The 25,590-nt window shown below is 65.2% G+C and carries 19 protein-coding genes; 5 read left to right on the forward strand and 14 right to left on the reverse strand.

All coding sequences use genetic code 11. The features are described from left to right. Positions 1–9 precede the first annotated feature (9 nt). From AC50X7_RS01875 to AC50X7_RS01920, 10 genes are all read right to left on the reverse strand, one after another. Positions 10–1,026 carry a gluconeogenesis factor YvcK family protein gene (locus AC50X7_RS01875; RefSeq protein WP_494977494.1) on the reverse strand — a complete coding sequence of 339 codons (1,017 nt, stop codon included), beginning with the start codon at positions 1,024–1,026 and terminating at the stop codon, positions 10–12. Then, positions 1,026–1,949 carry an RNase adapter RapZ gene (rapZ, locus tag AC50X7_RS01880; protein WP_494977495.1) on the reverse strand — a complete coding sequence of 308 codons (924 nt, stop codon included), beginning with the start codon at positions 1,947–1,949 and terminating at the stop codon, positions 1,026–1,028. The genes AC50X7_RS01875 and rapZ overlap by 1 nt, the downstream gene beginning before the upstream one ends. 112 nt (positions 1,950–2,061) lie before the next feature. Then, positions 2,062–4,119 carry an excinuclease ABC subunit UvrC gene (uvrC, locus tag AC50X7_RS01885; protein ID WP_494977496.1) on the reverse strand — a complete coding sequence of 686 codons (2,058 nt, stop codon included), beginning with the start codon at positions 4,117–4,119 and terminating at the stop codon, positions 2,062–2,064. Positions 4,120–4,214: 95 nt separating this feature from the next. After that, on the reverse strand, positions 4,215–4,883 hold the full coding sequence (locus AC50X7_RS01890; RefSeq protein WP_307095176.1) for a lysophospholipid acyltransferase family protein: 669 nt from the start codon (positions 4,881–4,883) through the stop codon (positions 4,215–4,217). Then, the gene (locus AC50X7_RS01895) at positions 4,870–5,586 is read right to left on the reverse strand and encodes an HAD hydrolase-like protein (protein ID WP_494977497.1); all 717 of its coding nucleotides are present in this window, start codon (positions 5,584–5,586) and stop codon (positions 4,870–4,872) included. Before AC50X7_RS01895 ends, AC50X7_RS01890 begins: the two co-directional genes overlap by 14 nt. Positions 5,587–5,665: 79 nt before the next feature. Continuing rightward, positions 5,666–8,590: an excinuclease ABC subunit UvrA gene (gene uvrA, locus AC50X7_RS01900; RefSeq protein ID WP_494977498.1), complete on the reverse strand. Its 2,925-nt coding sequence runs from the start codon at positions 8,588–8,590 to the stop codon at positions 5,666–5,668. A gap of 47 nt (positions 8,591–8,637) precedes the next feature. Further along, on the reverse strand, positions 8,638–9,018 hold the full coding sequence (locus AC50X7_RS01905) for a GntR family transcriptional regulator (protein ID WP_494977499.1): 381 nt from the start codon (positions 9,016–9,018) through the stop codon (positions 8,638–8,640). Continuing rightward, the gene (locus AC50X7_RS01910) at positions 9,015–10,832 is read right to left on the reverse strand and encodes an ABC transporter ATP-binding protein (protein WP_494977500.1); all 1,818 of its coding nucleotides are present in this window, start codon (positions 10,830–10,832) and stop codon (positions 9,015–9,017) included. The genes AC50X7_RS01905 and AC50X7_RS01910 overlap by 4 nt, the downstream gene beginning before the upstream one ends. Then, positions 10,829–12,586, reverse strand: coding sequence for an ABC transporter ATP-binding protein (locus AC50X7_RS01915; RefSeq protein WP_494977820.1), 1,758 nt, complete (start codon positions 12,584–12,586; stop codon positions 10,829–10,831). The genes AC50X7_RS01910 and AC50X7_RS01915 overlap by 4 nt, the downstream gene beginning before the upstream one ends. A gap of 159 nt (positions 12,587–12,745) precedes the next feature. Next, entirely contained in the window at positions 12,746–13,525 is a 780-nt protein-coding gene (locus tag AC50X7_RS01920; RefSeq protein WP_494977501.1) for a trans-aconitate 2-methyltransferase, read from the reverse strand. Positions 13,526–13,620: 95 nt separating this feature from the next. Between AC50X7_RS01920 and AC50X7_RS01925 the strand changes: the two genes are divergently transcribed. The 3 genes from AC50X7_RS01925 to AC50X7_RS01935 all read left to right on the forward strand — a co-directional run bounded on the left by AC50X7_RS01925 (position 13,621) and on the right by AC50X7_RS01935 (position 18,117). Further along, the gene (locus AC50X7_RS01925) at positions 13,621–16,167 is read left to right on the forward strand and encodes a DEAD/DEAH box helicase (protein WP_494977502.1); all 2,547 of its coding nucleotides are present in this window, start codon (positions 13,621–13,623) and stop codon (positions 16,165–16,167) included. A 116-nt stretch (positions 16,168–16,283) separates the two neighbouring features. Further along, positions 16,284–16,784, forward strand: a complete 501-nt coding sequence (locus tag AC50X7_RS01930; protein WP_494977503.1) for a GNAT family N-acetyltransferase — start codon at positions 16,284–16,286, stop codon at positions 16,782–16,784. 67 nt (positions 16,785–16,851) lie between these two features. Beyond that, entirely contained in the window at positions 16,852–18,117 is a 1,266-nt protein-coding gene (locus AC50X7_RS01935) for an alpha/beta fold hydrolase (RefSeq protein WP_494977504.1), read from the forward strand. A 12-nt stretch (positions 18,118–18,129) separates the two neighbouring features. On the opposite strand, the gene AC50X7_RS01940 is transcribed toward AC50X7_RS01935, so the two are convergent. The 4 genes from AC50X7_RS01940 to coaE form a co-directional block, all read right to left on the reverse strand. Continuing rightward, complete coding sequence (locus AC50X7_RS01940) at positions 18,130–19,506, reverse strand: MFS transporter (RefSeq protein WP_494977505.1); 1,377 nt, start codon at positions 19,504–19,506, stop codon at positions 18,130–18,132. A gap of 105 nt (positions 19,507–19,611) precedes the next feature. After that, entirely contained in the window at positions 19,612–20,640 is a 1,029-nt protein-coding gene (locus tag AC50X7_RS01945) for a TerC family protein (protein WP_494977506.1), read from the reverse strand. Between the two features lie 202 nt (positions 20,641–20,842). Beyond that, positions 20,843–22,939 (reverse strand): excinuclease ABC subunit UvrB, encoded by a 2,097-nt coding sequence (gene uvrB / locus AC50X7_RS01950; RefSeq protein WP_494977507.1) that lies wholly within the window; start codon positions 22,937–22,939, stop codon positions 20,843–20,845. A 97-nt stretch (positions 22,940–23,036) separates the two neighbouring features. Next, positions 23,037–24,257, reverse strand: a complete 1,221-nt coding sequence (coaE, locus tag AC50X7_RS01955; RefSeq protein ID WP_494977508.1) for a dephospho-CoA kinase — start codon at positions 24,255–24,257, stop codon at positions 23,037–23,039. Between the two features lie 52 nt (positions 24,258–24,309). Here coaE and AC50X7_RS01960 point away from each other — a divergent pair, with 52 nt between their 5' ends. Together AC50X7_RS01960 and AC50X7_RS01965 are read left to right on the forward strand one after the other, a co-directional pair. Then, positions 24,310–24,999 carry an IMPACT family protein gene (locus AC50X7_RS01960; RefSeq protein WP_494977509.1) on the forward strand — a complete coding sequence of 230 codons (690 nt, stop codon included), beginning with the start codon at positions 24,310–24,312 and terminating at the stop codon, positions 24,997–24,999. After that, positions 24,983–25,531, forward strand: a complete 549-nt coding sequence (locus AC50X7_RS01965) for a GNAT family N-acetyltransferase (RefSeq protein ID WP_494977510.1) — start codon at positions 24,983–24,985, stop codon at positions 25,529–25,531. Before AC50X7_RS01960 ends, AC50X7_RS01965 begins: the two co-directional genes overlap by 17 nt. Positions 25,532–25,590 lie beyond the last annotated feature (59 nt).

Raw genomic sequence — 25,590 nt, forward strand, 5'->3', positions numbered from 1 at the left:
GGCACCTTCCTAACTGTTCCCGAAAATGTCGTTGTACGCCGTGGCCAGACGCAGGGGGTCGTGGACGGGTCGGCGGCCCGACGCCCCTACTTTACCCAAGACCACCTCGGCGCCGATCATTGCGGCGGCCTTCTCGAACTCCTGACGGTCGGGAACAGAGGCCGGATCGGCCAGGACAACATCGACGCTGAACTCAGGGGCATAGCGGCGCAGTACATGCAGATGGTCGGCAGCGGTCATGCCCGAGGTTTCCTTGGTGTCCGTGGCCAGGTTCATGGTGAGGCAGCGCTTGGCCGGCGTGTGGCACAGTGCCTGCCGCATTTCGGGGAGCAGCAGGTGCGGCAGCACCGAGGTATACCAGGAGCCCGGTCCCAGGATGACCCAATCCGCGAGTTCGATGGCCGTCAGCGCTTCAGCGCAGGCGGGCGCGGCTTCAGGCAGGAGACGCACCTGCTCCAGCGAACCGGCAACGGCGCAGCGCGCCTGTCCCTGGATGGTCAGCAGCTGCGACGTTCCGTCGGGAGCGGTGACCCGGACGTCGCCTTCGATGGTCAGCGGCTCCGTGGACATGGGCAGGACCTGGCCGCGTGCACCGAGCAGCGCGCCGGCCCACCGCAGCCCTGCGACGGCATCACCGAGCAGTTCCCACAGGGTAACGATAAGCAGGTTCCCCGTGGCGTGGTCGTCCAGCGAGCCGCCCGGCCCCTTTCCGGGGCGGAAGCGGTGCTGCATCACGTCACGCCAAGTGCGTCCCCAGTCTGTGTCGTCGCACAGGGCGGACAGCGCCATCCGCAGGTCTCCCGGCGGGAGGACGCCGTACTCGTCGCGCAGACGTCCGGAAGAGCCGCCGTCGTCCGCCACCGTGACGATCGCCGTGAGTTCAGAGGTGAGCAGGCGCAGTGCCGAGAGCGACGCCGAGAGGCCGTGGCCGCCGCCCAACGCAACAACGTTCGGCCCCTTATCCTGCTGGGTTGCCGCCGTGCCGGCAGGCGGAACCAGCGGCAGCGCCCCGGTAAACAGCGACATTACTCGCGGCCCAGGTCCCGGTGCGTGGTGGTCACCGTGACCCGCGGGTATTGGGCCAGCTTCTTGGAGAGTTCGACGGCGACTGCCACCGAGCGGTGTTTGCCGCCGGTGCAGCCCACGGCGATGGTGGCGTAGTGCTTGTTCTCGCGGCGGTAGCCGTCCAGGACCGGTTCCAGTGCCATGACGTAGCGGTCCACGAAGTTCTTGACACCCTCGGCTTCGAGCACGTAGTCGCTGACATCCTTGTCCAATCCGGTGTGCGGACGCAGCTGCGGCACCCAGTGCGGGTTGGGGATAAACCGGACGTCTGCCACGTAATTTGAGTCCACGGGCAGGCCGTACTTGAACCCGAAGCTCATAACGTTCAGGCGCAGGGCCACCGGGCCGGTCTCACTGAAGAGTTCGGTGATGGCGGTGGCGAGGCCGTGGACGTTGTAGCCCGAGGTGTCCAGTACGACGTCGGAGCTGTCGCGCAGTTCCTGGAGCAGGTCGCGTTCGGCGGAGATGCCGTCGAGGATGCGTCCCCCGCCCTGCAGGGGATGGGGCCGGCGTCCCTGTTCGAAGCGGCGGACCAGGACGTCGTCACTGGCGTCCAGGAAAAGGACGCGGAAGGTAACACCGCTGGCGGCCAGCGCCCCGAGGGCCGCGCGGATGTCCGCGAACAGGCCCTTGCTGCGGACGTCGATGACAACGGCAAGCCGCGGGATGGACTGCGGCGCGTGGGAGACGAGCTCGGCGAGGGTGCCCAGCATTTGCGGCGGCAGGTTTTCCACGACGTACCAGCCGTGGTCCTCCAGCGCGTCAGCCGCGGTGCTCCGCCCCGCTCCGGACATCCCGGTGACTACCAGCAGTTCCGCTTCGAGCGGCTTGACGGGAAGCATCCCGTCCTGCCCTGCTCCGGATTCCGCCGTTGTGTCTGCCATTAAGTCCGCCCCGTTTCTGCTGTTGTTCTCCGGGGTGGCCCGCGTCGGCGGGTACCCCGCCCTCAACCCTAGCTAAGTTTCTTTGAACAAAGCCAAGTTTCAGCGGTGTCCGCTAGGTTTCGATGACTTCGCCGGTGGTCATGTTGATGGCCGGCACGTTTGCTGCCTCCGGCCCGGTGGCGGAGAAATGGTTGACGATGGCGCCCGCGAGTGCAGGCCCGATCCCCTTAGCTTCGGAAAGCTCCGCCACCGAGGCCGCCTTAACTCCTTTCACTGATCCAAAGTGCGCCAGGAGGGCTTTTCGCTTGGATGCGCCGAGACCCGGTACCCCGTCCAGCGCGGAGACGGTCATGGCCTTCCCGCGCTTCTGCCGGTGGAACGAGATGGCAAAACGGTGGGCTTCGTCGCGGATCCGCTGGAGCAGGTACAGCCCCTGGGAGGTCCGGGGCAGGATCACCGGGAAGTCGCTGTCCGGCAGCCAGACCTCCTCCAGCCGTTTAGCCAGGCCCACCACATACACATCGTCAATGCCCAGATCAGCCAGCGCGCGGGCGGCGGCGTTGACCTGGGGCTTGCCGCCGTCCACCACCACGAGGTTGGGCGGGTAGGCGAACTTGGCCCGCGGCGCCGGCGTGGTGGTGTCCAGCAAGGCGTCGTCCTGGGGCAGTCCCTGCGGGCCGGCATCCTGCGGCAGTCCCTGCGCACCCTGCTCCAGCTCGCCCGGTTCCTGCCCGTTGGCGTTGAGGACGGATTCGTCCACCTGCCCGGACTTGTCCTGCAGGTAGTAGCGGAACCGCCTGGTCAGGACGTCGTGCATGGCGGCAGTGTCGTCAGTGGCGGCGGCGCCGGTGATGGAAAACTTCCGGTAGTCGGATTTCTTCGGCAGGCCGTCTTCCACCACCACCATCGATGCCACCACGTTGGTGCCCTGAACATGGGACACGTCGTAGCACTCGATGCGGAGCAGCGGTACGGGGAGGTCCAGCGCCTCCTGGAGTTCCTGCAGCGCCTGCGACCTGACTGTGAGGTCACCTGCCCGCCGGGTCTTGTGCAGCTTCAGGGCGTGCTCGGCGTTCTCCCGCACCGTGGACATCAGCGCGGCTTTGTCCCCGCGCTGGGGTACGCGGATGTCAACCTTGGCGCCACGCAATCCACCCAGCCACTCGGTGAGTTCCGCCTGGTTGGTAGGGGCCACGGGCACGAGGACTTCCCGGGGCAGCCGTCCATGGCTCTGCCCTTCGTCCCCATAGACCTGCTGCAGGAGGTGCTCCACCAGGTCGGGGGTGGTGGAATCCTCCACTTTCTCAACAACCCAGCCGCGCTGGCCGCGGACCCGGCCGCCGCGGACGTGAAACACCTGAACTGCGGCTTCCAGCTCGTCCTCATGCAGGGCAAAGACGTCGGCGTCGGTGTCCTCGGCGAGCACCACGGCGTTCCGCTCAAAGACCTTGCGCAGCGCCGTGATATCGTCCCGAAGCCGGGCTGCCCGCTCGTAGTTCAGCTCGGCCACTGCCTCCGCCATCTGCTTTTCGAGCTTGCCGATGAAGCGTTTGGCCTCCCCGCCCATGAAAGCGCAGAAATCTTCCGCCAGGGCGCGGTGGTCTTCGGGGGAAACCCGCTTCACGCAGGGTGCGGAGCACTTGTCGATGTAGCCCAGCAGGCAGGGCCGGCCGCTGGCCTCAGCGCGCTTGAAAACACCGGCACTGCAGCTCCGCACCGGAAAGACGCGGAGCAGGGTATCCATGGTTTCCCGGATGGCTCCCGCGGTGTAGGGGCCGAAGTAGCGGGTTCCCTTCCTCCTGTCTCCGCGCATGACCTGCACGCGCGGATATTTTTCGCCCATGGTGACGGCGAGGTAAGGGTAGGTCTTGTCGTCGCGGAAGACCACGTTGAACCGGGGCTTGAATTCCTTGATCCAGGTATATTCCAGCTGCAGCGATTCCAGCTCGCTGCCCACCACAGTCCATTCCACGCTGCTGGCCGCGTGCACCATGGCGTAGGTTTTCGGCAGGAGTCCGGCAGGATTGGCGAAGTACGAATTCAGCCGGGAGCGGAGGCTTTTAGCCTTGCCCACGTAGATGACCCGTCCGTTGGGGTCGCGGAACCGGTACACCCCCGGGTTGGTGGGAATCTCGCCCGTTTGGGGCCGATAACTTGCTGGATTTGCCACCTATCTATTCTACTGAGACAGGCTGGGTGCCATTGACACGCGAGGGTTTGCCGTGCTCCGCCCGGCCTCAGCAACGGCGTATGCCGTCCGCTTTCCTACTCCGCGATCTTGCTTTGGTTGTAGCTGGTGGAGCGTTCCTGGCCGCTGAGCTCGGCAATGGCATCCATGATGCGGTCCGTCACTTGCCGGCGCGCAGGCAGCGAGTGGTCCGGTCCCGTCTTGTCGAAGTACAGCGGCTCCCCCACCTTCATAATGAAGTGCTGCGGCCGGACGCCCTTCTCGCCGGCGCGCTGAAGATTTTCCGTCCCGATCAGGCCCACCGGAATGACGGGCGCACCGGTGGTCAGCGCAAGCCAGCCCACGCCGGTCCGCCCGCGGTAGAGGATGCCGTCCCGGGACCGGGTGCCTTCGGGATAGATCCCGATTCCCTTGCCCGACTCCAAGAGATCCATGAGGGTCCTGAGAGCCTGGACGCTGGCGGCCTGCTCACCGCGTTCCACGGGGATCGAACCTACGGATTCGAAAAAGGCCTTCATCGCCTTGCCCTTGACGCCGCCGGTGGTGAAGTACTCGGCCTTGGCGAAGAAGGCCACGGGGCGGGGCATCAGGGCCTGCACGATGACACTGTCAAAGAAGGACAGGTGGTTGGGCGCCACAATGAAGGGTCCGTCGGTGGGGACATTCTCGATGCCGACGACGGTGGGCCGGCAGGTGCCGGCGATCAGGGTACGCGTGGTCCAGCGGACGGCCTCAAACATTTCCATCGTTGGTCACCTCGCTCATGGCGGCACTGTGGATCGCCTGCAGCCGGTCGATGGCGGCAACCAGCTCCGCTGCGGTTTCCACCACGGCCACGGCTCCTGCGTCTTCAAGTTCCCCGTTCGGGGCGAAGCCCCAGGCCACGCCGATGCAGTCCAGTCCGTTGGCAATGGCGCCCGAGACATCCTGGGCCCGGTCGCCGACCATCAGGGCGTGCTGGGTGCCCAGGTCTTTCAAGGCAGCCGCAATGATTTCCGTCTTTCCGAGCGGAACGCCGGCCACGGCCGATTCGTTGTCCGCCGAGCCGTGGATGCCGTGGAACAGGCCGTCGATCCCGTGGTGCTCCAGGACCGTGCGGGCCAGCCCCTGGGGTTTCTGGGTTGCGACGGCGATGGGCCCGCCGGCGGCAACATAGGACTCGAGGACTTCGCGGACCCCCGGGTAGATCCGGCCCTGGCCGATTCCGGTGGCCACATAGTACTCCCGGTAGCGGCGGATCACCTCGTCCAGCAGCTCCGCAGGAACCTGGGCCACGTTGAGCAGCGAGTCGCTCAGCTTGGGGCCGATCATGGCTTCGAGCAGGTCCTGGCCGGGAACCGGAAGCCCCACCCCGCGAAGGGCCGAAGCAATTCCATCTGTTATCCCACCGGCCGGATCGACAAGAGTGCCGTCCAGGTCAAAGATCACGGGCACTGTTGTTTGAGTCACCGGGTTAGTTTCTCACGACAGCACACGTGCCTGAAACTCGCATACGCGTAGCGGAATACTTCGGAGTGCTTTGGTCCCTTTACGGCAGGATTTCGGCCAGGAAGGCAGCAGTGTGGCTGGTGGTGGACTTGGCGAGCTGTTCGGGCGTGCCCGTGGCGACGATCTGGCCGCCTCCCGAACCGCCGTCAGGACCCAGGTCCACAATCCAGTCGGCACTTTTGATGACGTCCAGGTTGTGTTCGATGGTAATGACGGTATTGCCCTTGTCCACCAGCCCCTGCAGGACCATCAACAGCTTGCGGATGTCCTCGAAGTGCAGGCCCGTGGTGGGCTCATCAAGGACATACACGCTGCGGCCGTTGGACCGCTTCTGCAGTTCCGCGGCAAGCTTGACGCGCTGGGCCTCGCCGCCGGACAGCGTAGTGGCGGGCTGGCCAAGGCGGACATAGCCAAGGCCCACGTCAACCAGGGTGTTCAGGTGGCGCGCAATCGGAGAGAAGGCGGCGAAGAACTCCGCGCCCTCCTCAATGGGCATGTTGAGCACGTCCGCGATGGTCTTGCCCTTGTAGTGCACTTCCAGGGTTTCGCGGTTGTACCGGGCGCCGTGGCACACCTCGCACGGAACATAGACGTCCGGCAGGAAGTTCATTTCGATCTTCAGCGTTCCGTCACCGGAGCACGCCTCGCAGCGCCCGCCCTTCACGTTGAAGGAGAACCGGCCCGGCAGATAGCCGCGGACCTTCGCTTCGGTGGTCTCGGCGAACAGCTTGCGGATGTTGTCAAAAACGCCCGTGTACGTGGCCGGGTTGGAACGCGGCGTGCGGCCGATGGGGCTCTGGTCAACGTGCACCACCTTGTCCAGGTGTTCCAGGCCCTGGACGGTCTTATGCCGGCCGGCAACCTGCTTGGCGCCGTTGAGCTTGTTGGCCAGGACCTTGTACAGGATCTCGTTCACCAGTGTGGACTTGCCGGAACCGCTGACGCCGGTCACGGCCGTAAAGAGGCCCAGCGGGAACGCGGCATCCACGTTGACGAGGTTGTTCTCCCGCGCGCCGACAACCTTCAGTTCACGCTTTTTGTCATACTTCCGGCGTTTCTTGGGGACGTCGATTTTCTTGCGTCCGGAGAGGTAGTCCCCGGTGAGTGAAGCGGTGTTTTCCAGCAGATCCTTGTACGAGCCGGAGTGGACCACCTGGCCGCCGTGCTCGCCGGCGCCGGGTCCGATGTCCACCACCCAATCCGCCACGTGGATGGTGTCCTCGTCATGCTCCACCACGATGAGTGTGTTGCCCATGTCCCGGAGCCGGGTAAGCGTATCGATCAGGCGCCGGTTGTCGCGCTGGTGCAGGCCGATGGAAGGCTCGTCCAGGACGTAGAGCACACCCACCAGGCCGGAACCGATCTGGGTGGCCAGCCGGATTCGCTGGGCTTCGCCGCCGGACAGTGTGGCGGACGGCCGCTCGAGGTTCAGGTACTCCAGCCCGACGTCGAGCAGGAAGGTCAGGCGCGCCTGGATCTCCTTCAGCACCTGGTGTGCAATCTGCGCCTCACGGCCGGTGAGCACCAGGTTGTTCAGGAAGTCGGCGCAGTCACGCATGGGCAGGGCGGCGACGTCGGCAATGGACTTGCCGTTGATCAGCACGGACAGGGAAGCCGGGTTGAGCCGGGCGCCGTTGCAGGCAGGGCAGGGAATCTGCCGCATGTACTCTTCGTAGCGGTCCCGGGCCCAGTCCGAGTCGGTCTCGCCGTGCTTGCGGTGGACGTACTGGATGGCACCCTCGAACCCGGTGCTGTACTTCCGTTCCCGGCCGAACCGGTTCTTGTACTGCACCACAACCTTGTGGTCCTTGCCATGCAGCACCGTCTGGCGGACATCGCTGCCCAGCTTCTCCCACGGGGTTTCCATGGAGAAGCCAAGTTCCTTTGCCAGGCCTTCCAGGAGCCGGTTCCAGTATTCGGTGGTGGCGGTGCCCAGGGACCACGGAGCGATGGCCCCTTCGGACAGTGACAGCTCCGTGTTGGGAACGATGAGTTCCTCGTCGACCTCCAGCTTGGTGCCGATGCCGCTGCAGGCCGCGCAGGCGCCGAAGGGGTTGTTGAAGGAGAAGGACCGCGGCTCGATTTCGTCGATGGCCAGCGGGTGTTCGTTCGGGCACGCCAGGTTCTCGGAGAAAGCCCGGAGCCGGTGCGGATCGTCCGCCTCCAGGTCCACAAATTCGGCCAGGACCCTGCCCTCGGCGAGGCCAAGCGCGGTTTCTATGGAATCGGTCAAGCGCTGGCTGATTCCTTCCTTGACCACCAGGCGGTCCACCACAACTTCAATGGTGTGCTTAAACTGCTTGCCCAGCTTCGGCGGGTCGCTCAGCTGGACGAGGTTGCCGTCCACGCGTGCACGGGAATAGCCCTTGGCGGTCAGCTCCTTGAAAAGGTCAACAAACTCCCCCTTCCGGCCGCGGACCACGGGAGCCAGGACCTGGAAACGTGTTCCCTCGTCCAACTCAAGCAACTGGTCAACAATCTGCTGGGGCGTCTGCTTGGCTACGGGCTCGCCGCACACCGGGCAGTGCGGCCGGCCCACGCGCGCCCAGAGCAAACGCATGTAGTCGTAGATCTCGGTGATGGTTCCCACGGTGGAGCGGGGGTTTTTGCTGGTGGACTTCTGGTCGATGGAGACGGCTGGGGAGAGCCCCTCGATGAAGTCGACGTCGGGCTTGTCCACCTGGCCGAGAAACTGCCGTGCGTAGGCGGAGAGCGATTCGACGTAGCGGCGCTGGCCTTCGGCGAAGATGGTGTCGAACGCGAGGGATGACTTGCCGGAGCCGGACAACCCGGTGAAGACGATCATGGCGTCCCGGGGAAGGTCCAGATCCACGTTGCGCAGGTTATGCTCGCGGGCACCCTTGACCACGAGACGGGAAAGGTCGGGGCGCTTCGGCGGCGTGGAGGGCGCTACGGTGACTTCAACGGATTGGATGGCAGATTCTTCAGCTACGGCTTTAGGCACTTACTAATGCTAATCGAAAACTTCTTCGAACACTCACGCGTGAGCCGTCAGCCGCCGTCGTACGCCGCGGCGAGCAGCTGTACCGCCTCAGCGAACGACGCTCCCTGGGCTTTGGCGGCGGCAGCATACGCCGCGGCAGCCTCTGAAAGCCCGCCGAGACGTTCGTCACGTGCGCACACCACCGTGCCGTTCCTCCCGCGTGTGGCCACGACGCCGGCTGCCTCGAGCTCCTTGTAGGCCCTGGCCACCGTGTGCGGGGCGACGTCCAACCGCTCGGCCAGCGCCCTGACAGCGGGCAGCCGTGTTCCTGGCGGAAGCTTCCCGCCGTCGGCCCAATGGATGACCTGGAGCCTCAGCTGCTCGAACAGCGGCACCGAGCTGGCCGCGTTGGGCTTCCACGATCCCGGGAAGTCGGCCACCGTTTTCAAATGCCGGCCTCCAACGCGCCTTTCCGTCCCGCCTGCCGGGAGAACTGCGCGTTGTAAAGCCGGGTGTAGTAGCTGTTGGCGGCCAGGAGGTCATGGTGGCGGCCCTGCTCGACGATGTGTCCGTGGTCCATGACCACGATTAGATCAGCGTCGCGCACAGTGGACAAACGGTGGGCGATAACAAAGCTGGTCCTGCCGTGGCGCAACCGCTGCATGGCCTGGCGGATCAGCAGTTCCGTCCTTGAGTCCACCGAGCTGGTGGCTTCATCAAGGATCAGCACTGCCCGGCCGGCCAGCTGCGCCCTTGCGATGGTAATGAGCTGCCGCTGGCCTTGGCTCAGCCCGTCGCCGCCGTTCTCCAGCACCGTGTCGTACCCCCGGGGCAGGGACCTGACAAAGCGGTCCACGTAGCTGGCCTCCGCCGCGGCCAGGATGTCGGCTTCTGCCGCGCCCGGATGTCCATAGGCGATGTTCTCCCGGATGGTCCCCGCAAAGAGCCAGGCGTCCTGGAGTACCACACCAAATTGTGCACGCAGGAGGTCCCGTGGAATGGCCGCGATGTCCTTCCCGTCGATGGTGATGCGGCCCGAATCCGGTTCGAAAAAACGCAGCAGGAGGTTGATCACGGTGCTCTTGCCGGCCCCGGTGTGCCCCACGATCGCCACTGTCCGGCCCGGTTCCACCGCAAAGGTCAGTTCGCGGACCGCCGGCGCTGCTTTGCCGTAGCCGAACGTCACGTCGTCGAAGACGATACGCGCGCGCGTAGGGACGACCCCACCTGATGCCGGCGGATCGGCGGGCTCCTCCCCCGCGTCGAGCAGGGCGAAGACACGGGCTGCGGAGGCCACGCAGGACTGCATGAGGTTGAGCATGCCTCCGATCTGGCCAACCGGCTGGGTAAATAGCCTGCTGAACTGGATGAACGCCTGGATGCCGCCGATGGTCATGGCTCCGGCGATGACCTGGAGGGCCCCTACTACTGCCACCGCGATGTAATTCAGGTTGGACATCAGGACCATCAGCGGCTGCACCACCCCGGCCGAATACTGTGCCCGGGTGGCGGCACGTGCCAGCCTCTCGTTGCTGCGGGCGAAGACTTCCGCGGCCTGGGACTGCTGCCCGAACGCCTTGATGACCTCGTGGCCGGTGACAAACTCCTCCACGTGCGCATTCAGTTGGCCGGTCTCGGTCCACTGGCTGGCGAATTGGGTTTGGGATTTCCTGGCTACCAGCCAGGTGATAAGGGTGGAAAGGGGAACGGTGGCGATGGCAATGGCAGCCAGCAACGGCGAGATCCACAGCATCATCGCCAGCGAGCCGCACAGCATCAGGAAGGCCATGATGAGTTGTGTCAGGAGCTGGTTCAGGGCCTGGGTGATGTTGTCGATGTCGTTAGTGGCACGGCTGAGGACATCGCCCCTGGAGCGTTCCCCGAAGTAGTTCACCGGGAGCCTGTGCAGTTTTTCCTCTACTGACTCCCGTAGGCCGTACATCAGGCCCTGTACCGAGTGGGCGGTAAGCGCCCCCTGGATCCAGTTGAAAAGGGAGGTGCACACATACATAAACGCCACCACCGCGAGTATGGCTCCAAGCCCTTCCTCGTCCAGAGCACGGCGCAGGACCCCTTCGACAACGACGTCGGTGGCGTCCCCAAGATACTTGGGCGCGGCGACGTTCAGGCCGGCGAAGGCGCAGGTGGCGGCAACTGCGCCCAGCATTCGCAGCCGAAAGGGCCGCAACAGGGCAAGGAGCCGGCGTGCGGTGGGCCAAAACCGTACGGGGGCCGCCTCCTCGACGCCGTCTGCCCCACTCATGGGCGTCCGTCCAGTGCCAGTTGGGATTCCGCTATTTCACGGTAGGTGGCGGATGTTTCCAACAACTCCTGGTGCCTACCCTGCGCGACGACGCGACCGCCGTCGAGCACCAGGATCAGTCCTGCGCCTTCAACGGCGGAAATACGCTCGGCGACCACTACAACCGTTGCAGCGGCCAGCGTGGTCTGCAGTGCCTGCCGCAGCCTGGTGTCGGTGTCATAGTCCAAGGCTGAAAAACTGTCATCGAACAGGTACAGGGAAGTTTTGCGGAGCAGGGCGCGGGCAATGCACAGCCGCTGCCGCTGGCCGCCCGAGAGGTTGGTGCCGCCCTGGCCCAGCGGCGTGTCCAGCCCCTCCGGCAGGTCCCGCATGAAGCGCATGGTCTGGGCGGTCTCCAGGACTTCCCAGAGTTCCTCATCCGTTGCCTCCGGCGCGGCCATGCGAAGGTTGCTGGCGATGGTGCCGGTGAAGAGGTGGGAGCGTTGGGGGACTATCGCCATGGCTGCGCGAAGGCTGTCCAACGAAACGTCCTTGATGTCCACACCCCCCAGGCTGATGGTCCCGGCCGTGGAATCGAGGAAACGCGGGATCAGGTTGACGAGGGTGGACTTTCCGCTGCCGGTGGAGCCGACAATCGCGGTCGTCGTGCCCGGACGGGCGGTGAAGCTGACACCGGCAAGGACGGGCTCCTCTGCCCCCGGGTAGGAAAAGGCCACTCCATTGAACTCCAGGGTCCCGGGAGGCGCGGGATGGGACGGTTTTCCATCAGCCGCGGTGGCGGGACGTTCCAGGGTTTTCGGGTGCAGTGGTTCCCGTACTGAGGGCTCCGTGTCCAGGACTGCGGTGATCCGCTCGGCGCAGACCGCTGCGCGGGGTGCCGTCATCAGCACGTACATGGACATCATGATGGCCACAAGGATCTGCAGGTTGTAGGAAATGAACGCTGTTAGTGCCCCCAGGTTCATCAGGCCAGCCTGGATCCGGTGGCCCCCGAACCAGACCACAGCCACTGAGGAGAGGTTGACTACCAGCATGACCATCGGGAGCATGCCGGCAACCAGGAGAGCGGACTGGAGGTTGTTGGCAGTAAGGCTGCCGTTGACCCGGGCGAAGCGGCGGATCTCATGGTCCTGGCGGACAAAGGACCGGATGACGCCGGCACCGATGATCTGCTCGCGGAGTATTCCGCCGGCCCGGTCCAGCAGATCCTGTCCTTCCCGGTAGAGCGGGATCAGCCTCCGGACAATGAGGTACATGATCAGCAGGAGCAGCGGCACGATGACGATCACCACCGACGAGAGCACCACGTCCTGCTGCAGGGCAAGGACCACGCCGCCAACCCCCATGGCCGGTCCCGCTACCAGCATGGTGAATACCAGCACAGCGAACGCCTGGATCTGCTGGGTGTCATTGGTGGCACGGGTGGTCAGACTTTGGGTTCCGAAGACTGCAACATCCTGCGAGGACAGCGATTGGATCCTTGCGAAAATCCCGCCCCGCAACTGCCGCCCGATCCGCATCGCAACAACGGCAGCAAGGTATCCCGCCCCAATGGCGGCCGCCGCCTGGAGAACGGCGATCACGGCCATAACTACGCCCAGGCGGGAGATCACGGCGGGTTGGCCCGCCACAATTCCGTCGTCGATGATGGCTGCGTTTACTGTCGGCAACAGGAGGTTCGCCCCGGCCTGAACCAGCTGTAGGAGGACAATGGCGGCCACGGCAAGTTTATGGTCCGCCAACAGCTGCCTCATCAATGCGATCAGCACCATACCTCCACTGCGCTCAGGGAAGCCGCCAACGGCGGTGCTGGCCTCCCCCACGGGCCAACTCCGCAATTGTAAGCCACATCACTTACCTTTGCTGTCACACGCCATCACGTTCGGCAGAAAACCTCCAGCGATTGGTTTTCGTCAGTCATTCTTGCGCCCAACGGCGAAAATCCTGCGGAAAGGGAACACCGTTCCGTGCGGGCCCTGCGGGTAAGCCTCCCTCAGTGCGGCAGCGTATTCGGCCTCGAACTCTGCGCCGTCCTCAGGCGGCAGGACGGCCAGCACGGGCCGCAGGGCAGTGCCGCGGACCCACTCCAGGACGGGGTCCGGACCGGTGAGCACCTGCTGGTAGCTGGTCTCCCAGGCGTCCGCCGTGAAACCGGCGTCGAGCAGGATCCGGAGGTAGTCCGCGGGCTCACCCACCGACTCACCGCCCCGCAGCACCCCCTGCAGTATGGGCGCCCACCGGGAGGACCCGGCCAACCCGCGCATCAGTGCATGGGACGGGGCATTGAAGTTGCCCGGGACCTGCAACGCAAACCACGAGCCGGGACGGAGCGCCGCCAACCAGGAGCGCATCATGTCCTGATGGCCGGGGACCCACTGCAGGGCCGCGTTGCTCACCACCACCCCGGTCTCCTCAGAGGGCATCCACTCGGCAATGTCCATGAGGCCAAATCGCAGGAAAGGCGTTCCCTGGGCAACAGCCTCGGCTTTGGCAAGCATCTCGGCCGAGGAGTCCAGGCCCACAACATTGGCGCCGGGCCAGCGCTCGGCGAGGGTGGCTGTGAGGTTTCCCGGACCACAGCCCAGATCCACCACCTGCGCGGGCGACTCCGCGTGGACCCGGCCCGTCAGGTCGAAAAACGGCCGGTCGCGGTAATCGCCGAACTGGACGTATTTTGCCGGATCCCATTTCATTGCTGTCTCCACGTTCTGGTTCTGTCACGGTACGGCGAAGCCTAACCCGCCGGCGGCGGAATTCCGGGCGCGTCCGGGCACTAAGCTGGAAATCAATGAAACTCGTTGACCAGCTGCCCCTTCTGCCCGCCCGGGACCTGCCCGTGTCCGCCGTCGATCCCGACGCCCTGTACACCCGGTTCGTTGAATGGACGGAAAGCCGGGGGCTGGAGCTGTACCCCGCCCAGGACGAAGCGATCATGGAGCTGGCAACCGGGGCCAACGTCATCCTGGCCACGCCCACCGGGTCGGGGAAGTCCCTGGTGGCCATTGCAGCACACTTCCAGGCCATGGCCCAGGGCCGGCGCAGCTACTACACCGCACCCATCAAGGCACTGGTATCCGAAAAATTCTTTGCCCTCTGCGATATCTTCGGCGCGGAGAACGTGGGAATGATCACCGGCGATTCCGGTGTCAACCAGGACGCACCCATCATCTGCTGCACGGCCGAGATCCTGGCCAACACTGCCCTCCGTGAAGGGGCAGCAGCGGAACTGGGTTCTGTGATCATGGACGAGTTCCACTTCTACTCCGACCCGCAGCGCGGCTGGGCGTGGCAAGTGCCCCTGCTGGAGCTCCCCCAGGCCCAGTTCCTCCTGATGTCCGCCACACTGGGTGACGTCAGCAGGTTTGAAGAGGGCCTGACCGGCCTGACCGGGCGCCCCACCACCACGGTGAGCTCGGCGGAACGGCCCATTCCGCTGCATTACTACTACCACGAGACTCCTGTGCACGAGACGCTTGAGGAGCTGCTCTCCACCAAGCAGGTGCCGGTTTATGTGGTGCACTTCAGCCAGATTGAAGCGATCGACCGCGCACAGACACTGATGAGCATCAACGTCTGCACCCGCGAGGAGAAGGACAGGATTGCAGAGCTGATCGCCAACTTCCGGTTCGCCGCCGGTTTCGGGAAGACCCTCAACCGCCTCGTCCGCCATGGAATCGGGGTGCACCACGCCGGCATGCTCCCGAAGTACCGCCGCCTGGTGGAGCAGCTGGCACAGGCCGGGCTGCTGAAAGTGATCTGCGGCACGGACACCTTGGGGGTGGGCATCAACGTCCCCATCCGCACCGTGCTTCTGACCGCCCTGAGCAAGTACGACGGCGTCCGCACCCGGCAGCTGAACTCCCGTGAGTTCCACCAGATTGCCGGCCGCGCCGGGCGCGCAGGCTACGATACCGCCGGCACGGTGGTGGTCCAGGCCCCCGAGCACGTCACGGAAAACGTGAAGGCGATGGCCAAGGCCACCGCCAAGTTCGGGGACGACCAGAAGAAGCTGCGCCAGGTGGTGAAGAAAAAGCCGCCGGAGGGTTTTGTGTCCTGGGGCGAGCCCACCTTTAAGCGCTTGGTCGAATCAGTGCCGGAGCCGCTGAACTCCAGCTTCACCGTGACCCATGCGATGCTCATGAACCTGATGGAGAGGCCCGGCGACCCCTACGCTGCCGCCCGGCGCCTCCTGACGGAAAACCATGAGACCCGGTCCTCGCAGCTGCGGCTCATGAAGAAGGCGCTCGGCATCTATCGCGAGCTGCTGGCCGCCGAGGTGGTGGAGCGGATTCCGCCCGAACAGCAGGGACGGGACGGCCGCACTGTCCGCCTCACCGTGCACCTGCAGGCCAACTTCGCGCTCAACCAGCCGCTGTCCCCCTTCGCGCTGGCCGCACTGGAGCTCCTTGATCCGGAGTCGCCGTCGTACGCCCTGGACGTAGTGTCCGTGATCGAGGCGACGCTGGAAAAGCCGCGCCAGATCCTCTCCGCGCAGCAGAAAAAAGCCCGCGGCGAAGCGATAGCGGCAATGAAGGCCGACGGCATCGAGTACGACCAGCGCATGGCGATGCTGGAGGAAGTCACGTACCCGCAGCCCCTTGCTGAAATCCTCGGCGAAGCGTTCGAGGTGTACCGCAAGGCCGCCCCCTGGGTGGGCGATTTCGAACTGGCGCCAAAGTCAGTGGTGCGGGACATGTACGAGCGCGCCATGAACTTCGGCGAATTCGTCCAGTTCTATGGCCTTGCCCGCTCCGAAGGCATCGTCCTGCGGTACCTGGCGGATGCCTTCAAGGCGCTGCGGCAAACGGTGCCGCAGGACATGCTGCGCGAAGACCTGGAGGATCTTATTGCCTGGCTGGGTGAACTGGTCCGGCAGGTCGACTCCAGCCTGCTCGATGAGTGGGAGGAGCTCGCATCTGGCGCAGCACCCACCCCGCACGACGCACCGCCGCCTCCTCCGCCGTCGCTCACGTCAAACATCCGTGCCTTCCGGGTGATGGTGCGCAACGAGATGTTCCGGCGGGTGGAACTGTTCGCGGACGAGGACGCTGCAGCCCTGGGCGAACTCGACGGCAGCGCCGGCTGGGACGCCGACCGCTGGGAAGACATTTTGGACGACTACTTCGACGAGCACAACGACATCGGCATCGGCCCGGACGCCCGCGGCCCTGGGCTGCTCATCATCACCGAGGAACCCGGCGTGTGGAAGGTCCGGCAAATTTTTGACGACCCCGCCCGGAACCACGATTGGGGCATCTCTGCCGAGGTGGACCTCGAGGCCTCGGATGAAACCGGAACTGCAGTCCTGCGGGTGACGGACGTCAACCGGCTCTGACCGGCGGAAGTGTGCAGGCTTTCGGGTGGCGCCGCACTGTAGGGAGCCGCCATGGAGAGACCGCCTTGCAGGACCGACTGACTGCAAGGCGGCGGTCCCGGCGGTAAGCTCGAACAATGAGTGTAATCCGCCCGGCAACCCCGCAAGACGTCCCCGCGATTCTCCGCATGATCCACGAACTGGCGCACTACGAGAAGGAACCGGACGCAGTCCGGAACACCCCTGAGATGCTGGAGCAGGTGCTGTTCGGCAGCAACCCGCGGGTCTTCGCGGCCATGGCCGCGAACGATCGCGGCGAAGTCCGTGGCTTTGCCCTCTGGTTCCTGAACTACTCAACGTGGGAAGGTGTCCACGGGATCTACCTGGAGGACCTCTACGTCAGCCCGGAAGCGCGCGGCGAAGGGCACGGCAAGGCGCTGCTGCAGCACCTCGCCGGGATTGCCGTCGACAACGGCTATGCCAGGGTGGAGTGGAGCGTGCTGGATTGGAACGAGCCGTCCATCAACTTCTACCGTCGCCTGGGCGCCCGTCCCATGGACGGCTGGTCCACCTTCCGGCTCACCGGTGATGCCCTCGAGCAGTTCGCCAGTACTGTGCCGGCCGCCGCCAATGGCTGACGTGCAGTTAGCGGCCGCACGCGGGCAGGTGCGGCACGAGGTCCGGGCCAGACATGAATTCCGTGGCATGCGCACCGTTGAGCACTTTTTCACGGTGCCTTTGGACCACTTCTCCACGGACCCCGGGACCATCACCGTCTTCGCCCGCGAGTACGTCTCGGCCTCCCACAGTGAGGAAGATGCCGCCAGGCTGCCCTGGTTGCTGTTCCTGCAGGGCGGTCCGGGCGGCCGCGGCAACAGGTTCGGTTCGCTGGGCGGCTGGAGCAAGGCCGCTGCCAAGGATTTCCGGATCCTGATGCTGGACCAGCGGGGCACCGGGCTGTCCACCGCCCTTGACCGGAACACCCTGCCCTTGCGCGGCACGGCGAAGGAACAGGCGGCCTATCTGGAGCATTTCAGGGCTGATTCAATCGTCGCAGACGCCGAACTGATCAGGAATGCGCTGGGTTCACCGCCTTGGGGTATATACGGGCAGAGCTACGGTGGCTTTTGCGCGCTCACCTACCTTTCGTTTGCCCCCGAAGGCCTTTGCGAGGCGTTCATCACCGGCGGCCTGCCCCCGCTGACCCGCCCGGCTGAGGACGTATACCGTGCCACCTTCAAGCGCGTGGCCGCACGGAACGCCGAATACTTTAGCTGGTATCCCGAGGACCGGTCCACTGTCGACCGGATCGCGCGCCATCTGCGGAGCACCCCGGAGTTCCTGCCCGACGGCGGTCCCCTCACCGTGGAGCGTTTCCAGATGGCGGGTGCCTTCCTGGGCGGCAACACCCGGGTGGACAGCCTGCACTACCTGCTGGAGGACGCGTTCACGGAGACCGCCGGCGGCAGCAGGCTCTCAGATCCCTTCCTCGAACAAATGCAAGGGATAGTGTCCCGCCGCTCCAACCCGTTGTACGCCCTGATGCACGAGTCCATCTACGGCCAGGGCGAAGCCACGGACTGGTCTGCCTGGCGGGTGCTGCGTGAGTATCCGGAGTTCGAGCCGGACGCGGACCCGCTGCTGCTCACCGGCGAAATGGTCTACCCGTGGTACTTCGACCAGGACCCCGCCCTGCGCCCCCTGCGCGAGGTGGCGGAGCGGCTGGCAACAAAATCAGACTGGAAACCGCTCTACGACGTTCACCGGCTGGCCGTCAACACTGTGCCCGTGGCCGCCGCCGTCTACTCGGACGACATCTACGTGGACCGGAACCTGTCCTTGGAGACGGCCTCAGCCGTCCGCGGGCTTCAGGTCTGGGAGACCGGGGATTTCCATCACGACGGGATCGCCGACGACGGCGAGGGCATCTTCACCCGCCTGCTGGGCATGGCCCGCTCCGTTCGCAGCTGATCCAGGGTACCGCTAACCTCCGGTGCCAACTGACCTACGCCGGCGCGCCACCACTGTGACCGCGGCCGCCGCGAGGACAGCCACACCCACCAGGGCTCCCGCCATGTTCAGCCCCAGGTAGCCGGCCTGGCTCAGGACCAGGCCGGAGGTGGCCCCGCCCACCGCGCCGGCGATCCCCATCAGCATGTCTGAGACGCCCTGGACGACCACCCGGGAATCCTGGCGGACGCTCTCGGCCAGGAGGGTGGAGCCGGAGATGGTGGACGCCGACCAGCCCATGCCCAGCAGGACCAGCCCCACAGCGACGGCGGCGGTGGAGTCCTGGCCGAACCCGGCCACCGCGACGGCGGTGATCAGCAGGCCGAAGCCGATCATGATGGTTTCAATCCTGCCCGCCCTGTCCGTCAACCAACCCATCACCGGCGACAGAGCGAACATGCCAGCGATGTGCAGGGAGATGGTGAATCCGATGACCACCACGACGTCCCCCGACGCCGTGTGCCCGGCATGCGACGCGGCCGGCCCTTCCACAAGGTGCTGCAGGTGAAGCGGCGTCATCGACATAACGCCCACCATCACAGCGTGGGCCCCGACGACGGCGGACACGGCGAGCAGTGCCATCCGTGAGCTGCGGATGGCCTGCATCCCCCGCGCCAGGGATCCGCCCGCCGGCGTCGCAGGGGCCCGTGCCAAGGGTGTCTGTGGTGAGGGCGCTTGCTGGGCGGAGTCCTGCGGGGCGGGAAGCGCGACGGATGCGAGGCTGCGGGCGAGCAGCAGGGGGTCGGGTCTCAAGCCGGCGAAGAGCAGCACAGTGGCCACGAGGAGACCTGCCCCGGAGATGATGAACGGGCCCGCTACCGGCGGCAACCCGAGCGCCTCGCCCACCACGGTCCCGGGCTGGATCAGATTGGGGCCGGCCACAGCGCCAACGGTCACAGCCCAGACGACGGCCGAGAGGGCACGGCCACGGTGCTCGGCATCAGCGAGGTCGACGGCGGCGAAACGCGCCTGCAGGCTCGCGGCCGTCCCTACCCCAATACCGGCTGCGCCGAGCACGAGCAGGACAAACACGCCCCAGACCACCGACAGAACCATCAGCAGAGTGCCCAGCAGGGCGGCCGAAAGCCCCGCGACCTGGCCTATCCGGCGTCCTCGGCGGTCGGCAAGGGCGGCGAGGGGCAAGGCAGCCAGCGCGGCGCCCAACGTCATGACCGTGGCCACGGCACCCGCCCAGGCACTTGATCCGGAGAGCTCCACGGCAAGGATGGATCCGATGGAAACCGTGGCCCCGGTTCCGATTCCGCCGAACACCTGGGCCGCACTCAGCAGCACCACGGTGCGCCGTTGCACCTGGCGCACTCCGCTTTCCGTCATCAAAGTGCCGGCCATGATCAGAGCATAGTCCTCGGCGTCCGGCTCTTAAAGAGCCACTTTAAAGCCGGCAATCCCGGCCGCAGGGCGGCCGGGATTGCCCGTGTGCAGAAACGGAAGGAACTAGTCGACGTCGCTGTGGCTCTTCCGGACGTCTTCCTCGAGGCGCGGGTCCAGGTGTGCTTCCTTTGCCTTGGAGCTGAGGAGGCTGGCAACCACCGCGATGACAATGGTGCCCACGATGACCGCCAGGGACACAAACGTGGGGATCTCGGGAGCCCACTCGATGTGCTGGCCGCCATTGATGAACGGCAGTTCGTTGACGTGCATGGCGTGCAGGACCAGCTTGACGCCGATGAACGCCAGGATGAAGGACAGTGCGTGCTTCAGGTAGATCAGGCGGTTCATAAGTCCGCCCAGCAGGAAGTACAGCTGGCGCAGGCCCATCAGCGCGAACAGGTTCGCCGTGAAGACAATGAAGGGGCTCTGGGTCAGGCCGAAGATCGCGGGGATGGAGTCGACGGCGAAGAGCAGGTCAGTGAGGCCGATGGTGATGAACACGATCAGCATGGGGGTGAAGACCTTCTTGCCGTCCACCGTGGTGCGCAGCTTGCCGCCGTCGAACTTCTCCGACATGGGGATGACCTTGCGGATCTGGGCGATCAGCGGGTTCTCGCGGTCTTCTTCGTCCTCGCCTTCATCCTGGGCCTGCTTCCAGGCGGTCCAAAGCAGGAAGGCGCCGAAGATGTAGAACACCCAGCTGAACTGTTCGATTACGATGGCGCCAAGCAAAATGAAGATGCCGCGCAGGATCAGGGCGATGATGATGCCCACCATCAGCACTTCCTGCTGGTACTTCCGGGGTACGGAGAACCTGGCCATGATGATGATGAAGACAAACAGGTTGTCAATGCTGAGGCTGTATTCCGTAACCCAGCCGGCGACGAACTGTCCGCCGTATTCAGGGCCGGTAAAGGCGAACATGGCGCCGGCGAATGCCAGGGCGAGGCTGACGTAGAACGCCACCCAGAGGCCTGCCTCCTTCATGGAGGGTTCGTGGGGGCGGCGAACCACCAGGAGAAGGTCGATCAGGAGGATCAGGCCGAGGACGACTAACGAGCCGACCTCGAACCACACGGGTAATTCGAGCACAGGGCAGCCTTTCGCAGGTACAGAGATGCAGTGTAAGTCTCTCCGGCCTGCCTGTGCACTTGGTGCTGATGTGGCGGCCCGCTACGCCCGGCGGGGCAACTATGCCCTGCGTGTTGACGATCGTAGCGCTTGGGATACTCCCCTACGTGGCATTAACTGTACCGCAGGCCGCTGCCCGGACCATTCAGCGTTGACGATTGTGTCAGGCGTGCCCGGCTGCCTGCATCTGGCGCAGTTCCTTCTTCAGTTCGCTGACCTCATCCCTGATGCGCGCTGCCACCTCAAACTGCAGCTCCGCTGCGGCCCCGTGCATCTGCTCCGTGAGCTGTTCGATCAGGCCCACCAAGTCCTCGGCGGGTGCGGCCGCGAGGCCGTCGGAGCGGACCTGGGCAGTACCCTTCGCCGCAGACTTGCGCTTGCCGCCCTTGGCCAGGCGGTTGTTGCTGAGCAGTTCCTGGGTGTCAGCGTCTTCCTTGGCCAGTTGGTCTGTGATGTCGGCGATCTTCTTCCGCAGCGGCTGCGGATCGATGCCTCTCTCCGTGTTGTAAGCGACCTGAATGGCGCGCCGGCGGTTGGTTTCATCGATGGCGTGCGCCATGGAGTCCGTGATGCGGTCCGCGTACATGTGCACCTGGCCGGAGACGTTGCGGGCGGCGCGGCCTATGGTCTGGATGAGTGAAGTGGAGGACCGCAGGAAGCCTTCCTTGTCGGCGTCCAGGATGCTCACCAGGGAGACCTCGGGCAGGTCCAGGCCTTCGCGGAGCAGGTTGATGCCGACCAGGACGTCGAAGGTGCCCATCCGGAGCTCGCGGAGCAGCTCCACGCGGCGCAGGGTGTCCACATCTGAGTGCAGGTACTCCACCTTCACGCCATGGCCCAGCAAGTAGTCCGTGAGGTCCTCCGCCATCCGCTTGGTGAGCGTGGTGACCAGGACCCTCTCATTCCTATCGGTGCGCGTTTTGATTTCGCCCAGCAGGTCATCGATCTGGCCCTTGGTGGGCTTGACCACCACCTCGGGGTCGATCAGTCCGGTGGGCCGGATGATTTGCTGGACCGTACCGTCCGCTTTGCCCAGCTCGTACTTGCCGGGAGTCGCGGAAAGGTAGACGGTCTGGCCCACCCGCTGGAGGAATTCATCCCACTTGAGCGGACGGTTGTCCATGGCGGACGGCAGGCGGAAGCCGAAGTCCACGAGGTTTCGTTTGCGGGACATGTCGCCTTCATACATGGCACCGATCTGGGGGATGGTCACGTGGGACTCATCCACCACCAGCAGGAAGTCGTCCGGGAAGTAGTCAAGGAGGCAGTGCGGAGCGGTACCGGGGGCACGGCCATCAATGTGCGATGAGTAGTTCTCGATGCCGTTGCAGAAGCCCATCTGCTGCATCATCTCGAGATCGTACGTGGTGCGCATCCGCAGCCGTTGCGCCTCGACGAGCTTGTTCTGGCTTTCCAGGACCTTCAGCCGGTCGGCGAGTTCGTCTTCAATCCGCTTGATGGCCTTGGCCATCCGCTCAGGCCCCGCCACATAGTGCGAAGCGGGGAAGACGTACATCTCCTCTTCATCCCGGATCACTTCGCCGGTCAGCGGGTGCAGCGTGTGGATGTTCTCGATTTCATCTCCGAAAAACTCGATCCGGATGGCCAGTTCCTCGTACATGGGGATGATTTCCACGGTGTCGCCGCGGACTCGGAAGGTGCCGCGGTGGAAGTCCATGTCGTTGCGGGCGTACTGCATGGCGACAAATTTCCGGAGCAGGTGGTCACGGTTCATCTCCGCCCCCTTGCGGAGGGTCACCATGCCGGCGATGTATTCCTCCGGAGTACCCAGGCCATAAATGCAGGACACGGTAGCCACCACAATGACGTCGCGGCGGGTCAGCAGGGCGTTGGTGGCGGAGTGGCGGAGCCTCTCCACTTCCTCGTTGATGGAGGAGTCCTTCTCGATGAACGTGTCCGTCTGCGCCACGTAGGCTTCGGGCTGGTAGTAGTCGTAGTACGAGACGAAGTACTCCACCGCGTTGTTGGGCAGCAGTTCACGGAATTCGTTGGCCAGCTGCGCTGCGAGGGTCTTGTTCTGGACCATCACCAGGGTGGGCCGCTGGACCTGTTCGATCAGCCACGCCGTGGTGGCGCTCTTGCCCGTACCGGTGGCGCCGAGCAGCACCACGTCCTTCTCGCCGTTCTTGATACGCTCCGTCAGTTCGGCAATGGCGGCAGGCTGGTCGCCGGCCGGCTTGAACTCGCTGATGACCTCGAAGGGCGCTACAACACGGTTGACTTCCTGCGCAAGGCTCATGGTTCTAATTTACAGTGGGGCACCGACACTGAGGGGGCAAGTCCGTTACGGGCGAACACCGGACCCAGCAGCGCGGGAAGAGTGCCAACGAGGCAGGTCAGGACACCGGCGACGCCGGCTGCCAGCCGGACTGCTTGGCCCACCGTTCAAGGGGTTCTTCAATGGACGTGAACCAGTCTTCCTTGGCCGCCGCGTAGTCCTCCGTTGATGTGTCCCCGGCGTGGGCGGCAGCGAGTCTGCGCTTTAGTGCCAGGTACTCCGCCGCCGCTGCCGGTTCCGCCCGCAGCCAGTCGCGGAAGCAAAGGGCGAAGCGCCAGCCGGGCGAGCCGGCGGCCCTGATGTGCAAATTAACCGGCCGGCCCGGATCGGCGTTCGCGTGCATGCGTTTCCGCCAGTCATCAGGGTTCGGGTGGCCGCGCTTGGGGTTGTCGGTGGTGATCCCCGGAATCACGGGGAATCCGGCCGCGGCCAGCGCTGGTGCAAGGGCGTCGGCAATGTCCAGGTCCGGGACGGTGAGCTGCAGGTCGATGACGTCCTTGGCGTCCAGGCCGGGAATTGATGTGGAGCCGATGTGGTCACCTGCCACCATGTCCTGCTGCCCGGCAGGAGTGGCTTTGATAATCCTGTTCATCAGTCGCCGGGCTTCGCTCGCCCAGTCGACCCGCGCCGACACCAGGACCGGTCCCCCGGCCCTCGCTGCCCTTTCTCCCGCCGACAGGTTCCGGGCAAAGGGCGCCAGGCGGTCATCCCACAGCCGATCTACGTCTGCCACCAGCTGCTCCAGCGTGCCCGAGTTGTCGAGGACGGCGTCAGCCACGGCGAGGCGTTCCTCCCGGGTTGCCTGGGCCGCCATCCGGGAGCGGGCTGCCTCAGCGGTCATCCCACGGTGCTCCAGCATCCGCTGCAGCCTCATCTCATCCGGGGCGTCCACCACCATAACCAGATGGAAGTCCGCGCCTTGGCCTGTTTCCACCAGCAGCGGGATGTCCTGCACCACCACCGCGTCCTCCGGGGCTTCCGCCACAATGGCGGCCGCCCGGGAACGGACCAGCGGGTGGACAATTCCGTTCAGCGCGGCGAGGCGGGCGGAGTCGCCGAATACCAGGGCCCCGAGTTTGGGCCTGTCCAGCCTGCCGTCAGCGCCCAGGACGTCCTCGCCGAATTCCGCCACAATCCGTTGCAGGCCTTCGGTGCCGGGTTCCACCACCTCCCGTGCCAGCGCATCGGCGTCCACCAGCACTGCCCCGCGTTCCCTCAGGCGCGCGGCGACTGCTGATTTTCCTGAAGCGATTCCACCCGTCAACCCAATCTTCAGCACTCCACCACCCTAACCCCACCAAGCCCAGGCGGTGGGGCCTAGACTGGGCCGGGTGCAAGAGCAAGCGAGCCGGGCCACCAGCTACACCACCCTGGCGTCCGGTCCTGACTTCCGCCACGAAATCGAGATCAAGCGCTCAAGGTTCATTACGGTGCTGCGCCGGGCTGACACCGAGGAAGCCGCGCGGGACCTGGTGACAGGCCTCCGCCGCGAGTTCCACGACGCCCGGCACCACTGTTCCGCATTCATCCTCGGCCCCGACCGGGATATCCAGCGCTCGAGTGACGACGGCGAGCCCTCGGGAACCGCCGGCGTCCCCATGCTCGAAGCCCTCACCAAAAGGGAAACGATGCCCGGGGCGGCCGACCTCAGTGACGTAAGTGCCGTCGTCGTCCGCTACTTCGGCGGAATCCTGCTGGGGGCGGGCGGACTGGTGCGCGCGTACTCGGAGTCCGTGTCCTCAGCGTTGTCCCTGGTGCCGCTGGTGCGGCGCAGCCGGTTGCGGATCTGCTCCGCGGAAGTGCCCCATGCTGCTGCCGGCAGGCTCGAAAACGATCTCCGGACAGCGGGATTCGTGATGGCGGAAACAAGCTACGGTGCACAGCACACGGTTCTGCGTGTGGCAGTACCAGACAACGCCCGGACGATCGCAGATGCGGCGGACCGCCTCCAGTTGTTGACCTCGGGCAGTGCTTCCCTCAGCCCGGAAGGGACGGAGTGGGTGGATGTCCCGCTTCCCTGACGTGTCCTTGGTGGACGTGGATGAATCAGTGCTGGAGCAGCTCCTCGCGTTGGCCAAGCGCGACGCCTCCCCAGACGAGGTGGCTCCCCCGCTGGGCGGCCCGGGCTGGAACCTGGAGCGTACGGCGTGGTTTTTCAGTTATCACCGCGCCGCTGCCCAGGGCCTTACCGGCCATGCCGGGTTGAAGACGTGGGGCATTCTCGCCGACGGCAGCCTGGCCGGGTCCATCCGCCTCCGCCGCCTTGCGCCCGGCAGTGCCGACTCCGGCAGTTATGAATCCGGTGACGCTGTCTTTGGCAACGGCACAACTGTTGCAGAAACAGGCATCTGGCTCGGCAGGAGTTTTCGGTCCCGCGGCATCGGAAGCGCAGCGTTCCGCCTGGTCCTGAGCGAGGCCCGCAGCGCCGGGGTCGCCCGGGTCACCGCCCGCACCTTGACCGGAAACCTCGGCGCCCAGCGCCTCCTTGCCTCCGCCGGCGCCGTACTCAGGCCCGACGACGACGGGACGGTCAGCGCCGTCGTCGTACTTTAGGCTTGGCTGACCCTAGAGCTCAGCGGACCAGCAGCGCACTAACGCAACAGACCCCCTGC

The organism is Pseudarthrobacter sp. Hb11 (assembly GCF_059383655.1).

Coding starts and splice junctions, on each gene's coding strand:
- AC50X7_RS01875 (WP_494977494.1), bottom strand. CDS start 1,026: ATGTCGCTGTTTACCGGGGCGCTGCCGCTGGTTCCGCCTGCCGGCACG.
- rapZ (WP_494977495.1), bottom strand. CDS start 1,949: ATGGCAGACACAACGGCGGAATCCGGAGCAGGGCAGGACGGGATGCTT.
- AC50X7_RS01890 (WP_307095176.1), bottom strand. CDS start 4,883: ATGGAAATGTTTGAGGCCGTCCGCTGGACCACGCGTACCCTGATCGCC.
- AC50X7_RS01910 (WP_494977500.1), bottom strand. CDS start 10,832: ATGAGTGGGGCAGACGGCGTCGAGGAGGCGGCCCCCGTACGGTTTTGG.
- AC50X7_RS01915 (WP_494977820.1), bottom strand. CDS start 12,586: ATGAGGCAGCTGTTGGCGGACCATAAACTTGCCGTGGCCGCCATTGTC.
- AC50X7_RS01920 (WP_494977501.1), bottom strand. CDS start 13,525: ATGAAATGGGATCCGGCAAAATACGTCCAGTTCGGCGATTACCGCGAC.
- AC50X7_RS01925 (WP_494977502.1), top strand. CDS start 13,621: ATGAAACTCGTTGACCAGCTGCCCCTTCTGCCCGCCCGGGACCTGCCC.
- AC50X7_RS01930 (WP_494977503.1), top strand. CDS start 16,284: ATGAGTGTAATCCGCCCGGCAACCCCGCAAGACGTCCCCGCGATTCTC.
- AC50X7_RS01935 (WP_494977504.1), top strand. CDS start 16,852: ATGCGCACCGTTGAGCACTTTTTCACGGTGCCTTTGGACCACTTCTCC.
- AC50X7_RS01940 (WP_494977505.1), bottom strand. CDS start 19,506: ATGGCCGGCACTTTGATGACGGAAAGCGGAGTGCGCCAGGTGCAACGG.
- uvrB (WP_494977507.1), bottom strand. CDS start 22,939: ATGAGCCTTGCGCAGGAAGTCAACCGTGTTGTAGCGCCCTTCGAGGTC.
- AC50X7_RS01965 (WP_494977510.1), top strand. CDS start 24,983: ATGTCCCGCTTCCCTGACGTGTCCTTGGTGGACGTGGATGAATCAGTG.